A 6858-nucleotide genomic window follows, 5' to 3' on the forward strand; every position below is an offset into this window, starting at 1 on the left:
TTGTGTCTGGCGAGAACTTCTTCGTGACAAACTCTGCGAGCGGGGATCGATACCTCCACTCGCTTCGGAAACTGTTGTCGGGGGCGCATGCCGCAGATTTCGCAGTCAGCTATGTGAAGCTCGGCGGGTGGAATCTGGTGCAGACGGAACTCAAGAGAGCTGGGATAAGCACAGCCACCACGAGGGTGCTTGCGACGAGTCAGTTGGGCGTTACCCAGCCGCAAGCCGTTGAAGCTATACGAGACTCCGGCGTGCTGATTCGAAACTACGTTGGCGGGAAAGTATTTCACGCCAAAGCGATCATTGCTTACGATGGCACAGGTAAGCCGGTAGGAGCGATTGTGGGCAGCGCGAATCTGAGCGAATCGGCCTTGAATCGCGCCGTGGAGTGTGGCATACGAACAACGGATCCGAGCGTGCTGGACGACCTACGAACATGGTTTGAGTCGCTTATCTCCGATAAGCGACAGACCCGAGAGTTCTCGGATGTCGACTTAGAATTCCTTGAACAGACTTGGAGGACGTCGTCGGCCCTCCGACTGCGTCAGGCATTTGAAACTCCGATCGCAGCTGTGCGAAGCGGCGTTATCGAGGTGGATCCCGAGTCGCTCGAAGATCTGTTCGTCACCGTCGCGATTCCCATCGCGACCCTAAACATCGATCATGCTGGGAACAACATTCGCAACCTTCATCACCTGCGAGAAGTCCTTCGCGAGTTTCCTCGCTTGTCAGCTAATCCTCGTCTGGCGGCGAAGCAGCGGAGTGACCTTCGCCTTCTCGGGTTGCTGGCCCGCGATAACAATCTAACGGCACTTGGACGCGAGGCAAAGAACCGATTTCGAAGCGAGGCGCGGCTCGCGAGCCTTTGGTGCAAGTGGGTGGCCCGCACTCCCGATGCGGCTTTGGACGCGATTAATCCACGCATTCGTGCTTTTAAGCGCGCGGCTGATCGGTTCTGGACGCTGCGGGAAGAAGTCCAACGATTCTTTTTTGATAATCTTACGAAACCATCGGAGCGTCTGACGCTGCAATGTATCGAACTGGTGTGCAGCGGCAGCGCTGTCGTCAGTGCGCTCGAAATTGAAGACTTGCGCCGGCTCGCGACAGTTATCCACGGGCCTGAGTTACCAACTCCGCTACGTCATGCCGTGGACGACTACTTTGAGAATAAGGGCCGGCGATCTTGGCGCGACGATGACCGGAGAATCGTGCTTGAGGCGTGGAAAGAAATAGCTCGTTAGCCAACATGCCAAACACGAATCGGGACGAAAAGCGATGCGCGATCTTGCCCGCGAACGATCGCATGGAACTCGCTTTGTTCGCCGAGTTTTTGCAAGGCCTGAACGAGGTGGGGACGAATCGATGCGAAGCGAGCACAGGTCAAATCAAGAAGGGCGTCAGCACGCTAGCTCGATGAAAAAGCCACCACTACGTTACTTTCGTGTTGAGAACTTCAAGGCGATCCGCGAAAGCGGCCGTGTCGAATTTGGCTGGCTCACGGCGCTCATCGGCAACAACGGCTCGGGCAAGAGCAGTCTCGTTGAAGCGCTCGAAACCTTTCGCGACATTGTAAAAGATGGCGTCGAGCCGGCGTTCCGCCGCTGGCGTGGCTTCGAGCACGTGCTGAACAAGTCGCGGGAGCGAAAATTTGCAGAGCGTGCCTCGCATCGTCCGGCGTTCGACGCGCCGCTCAGGTTCTGTTTCGATTGGAACCTCCGAACACACTTAACAGGGCAGCAATCGATTACCCAAGGGCCAATTGGGGATACGCTGTTTATCCAACAGGAGCAGATGATTGAGCGGCGCAAGGGCCGAACCGAACGTTGGACGCGAAATGACCGCGGCGAAGTGACGTTCGCGACTGCAGCGGAAGCGGGGCCATGCGCGGACGCGGTGCCACTCCCGGAATTGGCGGGTGGCGAGTCCATTCTGAAGAGATTCGCCCCGGAATTATTCGATCGCTGGCAATTCCTGATGCTCAACCCCGAACGTATGGGCCAACCGGTTTCAAGCCGGATGGAAGGTGCGGTCACGCTTGCAAGGGACGGCGCGAACATTGCCGAGTATCTCGACGACTTTTTGGTCAAAGATCCCGATGGTTTCGAGGACATGCTCGACGCAATACGTCATGTGCTACCCTACGCCAGCAACTTGCAACCAGCGCGGACCTCCGAACCGCAGCGCGCATCTTATCTGAAGCTCGGCGAAAACGGGTTTGACATCCCAGGCTGGTCAATCTCGAGAGGCACGCTCAGAATCGTCGCCCTTTTAGCATGCCTGCGTCATCCATCACCGCCCGCCTTATTGGTCGTCGAGGAGGTCGAGAACGGTCTCGACCCGCGAACACTCAACATGCTCGTCGAGGAGATCCGCGCGGCCATTACGCTCGGCACGACGCAGGTCATTCTCACGACCCACTCGCCTTACCTGCTCGATTTGCTCGCCCTAGAGCACATTGTCGTTGTGGAGCGAATCGACGGCGAACCGGTTTTCACCCGCCCCAACAAAGAGGAGCTTGCCTCGTGGGCGGAATCGTTTTCGCCAGGGCGGCTGTACACGATGGGGCGCCTCACGCGGAACGACCGATGAAGGTAGGCATCCTCGTCGAGTGTGGCCCCGACGGCATGGAACATCACATGTGCCGCCGCGTCGGCGAATTGTTGGCGCACGAAACGGGCCTCGATTTGGAAGTAGACGTCGTCCCCATGGACAACAAAGAGCGACTGCTGGAGGAATGCGGTACCGCTGCGCGCGACCTCCTGGAAAATGGCTGTGATCGCGTCGTTATCTTATGGGACGAGCGTCCCGCCTTGCCGGTTGCGCAGGTGCGGAGCTTTTTGCCGTTTCGTCGAAAAGCTGGTTGGCCCGTGATCCGCCGCGCTACGCGATGAAACGCCATTCGTAGCCCGTTGGCCGTTTAGCCTATGGCTGTCTGGCATTTTTTTCGACGTTAGCGGTTGTAGGGGCAATCTGCTTGCAGAGGCACAACATCGCAGCCGCGAAAGGGTTATATTGACGGTGAAGGGCATTTGTGATCCCAGTTCGCGCGAACCATGAAAAACGTCACCTTCCACTCCGTCACGATCGACCGTTTCCGAGGATTTCGGCACCTCGAGCTGGACGGGTTAGAGCGCTTCAACCTGATTCTCGGCCGCAACAACGTCGGCAAAACCGCGCTGCTTGAGTCGTTGTTTTTGTTGCTTGGACCAACCAATCCTCAACTCACCATTGCGGTCAGTGCGTTTCGAGGCATCGATCAATTTCGCTCCGATCCGGAAGACCTTTGGGGCTGGCTGTTTTATGAAAAGAACATGGACCAGGAAATCTCTTTGCACTGCGAAACAGATACGGGCAGGAGGAGCCTGAGAATCACCTTGACGGCGCCGAAAGAGGTCAACGTGAAGCGCGGGACAAAGGCAGCCGCTAGAAAAGCCCCGCGTGTCACGCAGGCCACAACCAACATTGGGCCGAGTGAGTTGCAGTTCCATTATCAAGACGAGAAACGACAGAACACGTTGTCGCGTGCCTACATCAAGGAAACGGGCATCGCACTCGAACACGGCCGCCAGATCAAATTCCCGACCAGTATCTTTGTGACCGCGCGCGGCGGATACGCGGCGGAAAATGCGGAGCGGTTCAGTAAGCTTGAAGAGGTTGGAAGGGAGCTGGAAATCGTTGAACCACTGCGGGTCATCGAGCCTCGTCTGAAGCGGCTGGCGGTCATCGTGACTGGCGCCGGCCCAATCATACACGGTGACATCGATCTCGGCCGTATGATTCCCTTGCCATTGATGGGCGAAGGAATTGGTCGCCTGATGACGCTGCTGCTCGCGGTGGCCGAATCAAAGGACGGCGTGGTGCTCATCGACGAGATCGAAACCGGTTTGCACTATTCGGCCATGCCGGCTGCGTGGACCGCCATCGCTCAGGCTGCCCGTGCATCCAACGTGCAGGTCTTCGCGACGACGCATAGCTTCGAGTGCATGCGGGCCGCGTACGAGTCTTTTGCCGACGCTGATCCTTATGATCTTGCCGTTCAGCGGATCGACCGGAGCGACGGCGAGGTTACGGCCACCGTGTATGACAAAGACATGCTTGAGACAGCCCTTACTTCTGGGATTGAAGTTCGATAATGATTGTGCCCAGCCGGCGTGACGCGGTCCGCCCTACGCCAATTGCGCGTTCCAAATTGTTGCTGGTCGAAGGCCTTTCCCCCGCCAACTTCTTTGAGGCGTTATGCCGGCATCTCGGCCTAAGCGACGCGATTGAGATTCGCAGCTACGGAGGCATCAACCAACTCCATGCGTACCTACGTGCCCAGGCCGCAGGCGAGGATTTTCGCCGCAACGTCCAATCGCTGCTCATCGCAAGAGATGCGGAGGACGACGCGGTGAAGGCAAAGCAATCTGTTCAGACGGCAATCGATGCGCTAAAACTTCATCCTTCGGTGAGAACTCAAATTGCGATTTTCCCGAACGAAGTTGCTGCCGGAATGATCGAGACGCTCTGCCTAAGTTCTGTCGCCGACCGCCCGCACTACCACTGCATTCATGATTTCGTCGTGTGCATTGAAGGCAACGGAATTCGGCTGCCGGAAGGCCACAAGCGCGACAAGCATCTCGCCCAGATGTACCTGGCGACCCAGGAGGAAGCGCAATTGTATCCGGGCATCGCGGCATATCGTCAAGCATGGCCATTCGATCACGTCGCATTCGATCGGCTTAGAGCAATGCTTGCCAACATGTAGCGCGCACGAAATGCTACCGGCTGGTCACACTTGGAGATTCGCCATGACACCCCTTCTTCCAGCCCATGACCGCGTCCGCCGGATTCTCGAAGACCTGGAAGCGGTCCGCGAGAACCTGCTGGCGCTGTCGGACGACATCTGGCAATCCATCGAGCACAACGACCCGCGAGCACTGGAAGAGGGCGTGGAATTCAAACGCCGCTATAACGAAAAAATGGCGGCGTTCGACGCGCTGGCCAGCGAGCTGTCGGACATGGTGCAGGGCTTCACCAGCGTCCGGCTGGAGCAGACCGAACGCGGCAGCACCGAGAACCGCGACGAGAACGAGCGGATCGTCCGCGAACTCGACCGCGAGCAGCCTTACACGCTCGACAAAGACTTTACTTTCCGCCGGCCGCACGGCTTCGTGCTCGACGGGCAAGCCGCCACCGGCATCACCACCTGGCGCCGGCTCTATGAACTCGTCTGCCAGCAGCTCGCGCGGCGCGACCTGGAGCGATTCCGCGCCTTGCCCGAAAACACCGCCTTCATCAGCAACCGCGGGCACCGCGAGTTCCACACCAATGCCGCCGAACTGCGCTCGCCGATGCTCGTGGCCGAGGGCATTCACGCCGAGATCAACCACTCGGCCAACGCCCTGCGCGACCTGCTGCGCGAGCTGTTGCCCCAATTCTCGATTCCGCTCGACCAGCTTCGCATCTATCTTCGCGAAGACCGCGACGCCGAACGGCAACGGGAGTAGAATCGGCAAGGAGCGCAAGGTGCCGCACTCGCGTCACGACGTGGAGCCCACCGTATGGACAATCTCGCAGCCGTGATTGAGTCGCTTGAAAGAACTTGTCCGCTCGTTCCGCACACTGCGGCCGGCCGGCTCTACTCTGCCGTCCGTCGTATGAAAATGGAGAAGGAGTTGGCTATTCCGATACGCCATCGAGCGGCGTCATTCGTCTGTGCCGAGACCGGCAAAGCGGCGAATGAATTGTCTGAGGCGGATTGGGACGATCTCTATTCTTGGCTCTCGAGCAGGTTGCAGCTTCGGTACCCAGAGTTGCACACGCATCTATTCCCTAATGTTCTTGAAGTAGAGTAGGAGGGGGCGAAAAGGAAAAGGGGACGCAGCTATTGGCCCGTTGGCAACACGACCTCGCTGATGCTCCAGACGGAATACCAACACCAGCTGCTCGATCGCTCGCATCCTCTGCACCGCAGGGAGAATCAGCCGGCCGCTATCGCTTAAAACAACTCGACATGCGCGAGGTCCGTCGTGCGGTCGCCGATGCCACGGCGGCCGGGCGGTTGGAATCGGCCGTAACCAGCCCCGTGGAGGCCCTCGAAAAACTCAAGCTTGTGGAGAACGGGCGCGTGCTGCAGGCTGCTGTGGTGGCCTTCGCCAAAGAGGTTGTTAGTGGTTAGTGGTTGGCAGAGTGTCAGGCGTGCCTAAGAATTGAGCAGCGGCGTCGGGCGGCCGCCGGTGCCGATCGGCTGGCGCAAATTTGCGACAGCCGATGAAACACGGCGTTTTTGCCCATCGGTTGACCTGGCAGAGGGTTTTTTTGCGGCTGCTCAAATGATGTGCATAGTGGTCATCTGGCTGCCTGTTCATTGAGCAAGTCTTTTGCCCGCGCGGCGAACCAGCCGCCGGCGTTCGTCGAGCCGCGGTGAGAAGTCGAAAAGATCCGGTCCCAAGCCAACGGCGCGGTAGAACACAGGGAGCCAAGCAGGCGGACGCCCGCGACCGATCCAACCCAAGCCAGTCGCGAGTTAGAACAAAGGATGGCGAGTGTCAGCCGTGCCGAGGAATGAGCAGCGGCCTAGCGCGACCGCCGAATGCCGCCCGGCCGCGCACGGTGTGGGCAAATTTGCCCACACCGATGAAACACGGGGTTTTTGACAGTGAGCCACCCAACGGTACTGATTTGGCGCTGGCTGCTTAATGCGTATGCACGATGCTTTTTCGGTGCTCAACTTATCAACAACTGACTCGCTGAAACATCCCAAGCCAGCCAGGAAGTAGAACAAGTGGAACAAGGGGAATGCCAAGCCAGCCCGCGGTAGAACGACCAGAACGACAGAAAGATTACCCGACAGAAAAATGAGCGATGGCGACCGCC

Annotated in this window: 7 protein-coding genes; all 7 read left to right on the plus strand. The window is 58.4% G+C overall.

What is annotated here, in order from left to right:
- Positions 1-2: 2 nt before the first annotated feature.
- The 7 genes from VNH11_10015 to VNH11_10045 all read left to right on the plus strand — a co-directional run bounded on the left by VNH11_10015 (position 3) and on the right by VNH11_10045 (position 6160).
- Positions 3-1241 carry a phospholipase D-like domain-containing protein gene (locus VNH11_10015; GenBank protein HVA46686.1) on the plus strand — a complete coding sequence of 413 codons (1239 nt, stop codon included), beginning with the start codon at positions 3-5 and terminating at the stop codon, positions 1239-1241.
- Between the two features lie 172 nt (positions 1242-1413).
- Positions 1414-2589, plus strand: a complete 1176-nt coding sequence (locus VNH11_10020) for an AAA family ATPase (GenBank protein HVA46687.1) — start codon at positions 1414-1416, stop codon at positions 2587-2589.
- The gene (locus VNH11_10025) at positions 2586-2891 is read left to right on the plus strand and encodes a hypothetical protein (GenBank protein HVA46688.1); all 306 of its coding nucleotides are present in this window, start codon (positions 2586-2588) and stop codon (positions 2889-2891) included. Before VNH11_10020 ends, VNH11_10025 begins: the two co-directional genes overlap by 4 nt.
- 162 nt (positions 2892-3053) lie before the next feature.
- The gene (locus VNH11_10030) at positions 3054-4133 is read left to right on the plus strand and encodes an AAA family ATPase (GenBank protein HVA46689.1); all 1080 of its coding nucleotides are present in this window, start codon (positions 3054-3056) and stop codon (positions 4131-4133) included.
- Positions 4133-4747: a DUF3226 domain-containing protein gene (locus tag VNH11_10035; protein ID HVA46690.1), complete on the plus strand. Its 615-nt coding sequence runs from the start codon at positions 4133-4135 to the stop codon at positions 4745-4747. The genes VNH11_10030 and VNH11_10035 overlap by 1 nt, the downstream gene beginning before the upstream one ends.
- 43 nt (positions 4748-4790) lie before the next feature.
- Complete coding sequence (locus tag VNH11_10040) at positions 4791-5489, plus strand: hypothetical protein (protein HVA46691.1); 699 nt, start codon at positions 4791-4793, stop codon at positions 5487-5489.
- A gap of 506 nt (positions 5490-5995) precedes the next feature.
- On the plus strand, positions 5996-6160 hold the full coding sequence (locus VNH11_10045; protein ID HVA46692.1) for a hypothetical protein: 165 nt from the start codon (positions 5996-5998) through the stop codon (positions 6158-6160).
- Positions 6161-6858 lie beyond the last annotated feature (698 nt).

The organism is Pirellulales bacterium (genome assembly GCA_035533075.1).
In the GTDB taxonomy this organism is placed as follows: Bacteria; Planctomycetota; Planctomycetia; order Pirellulales; family JAICIG01; genus DASSFG01.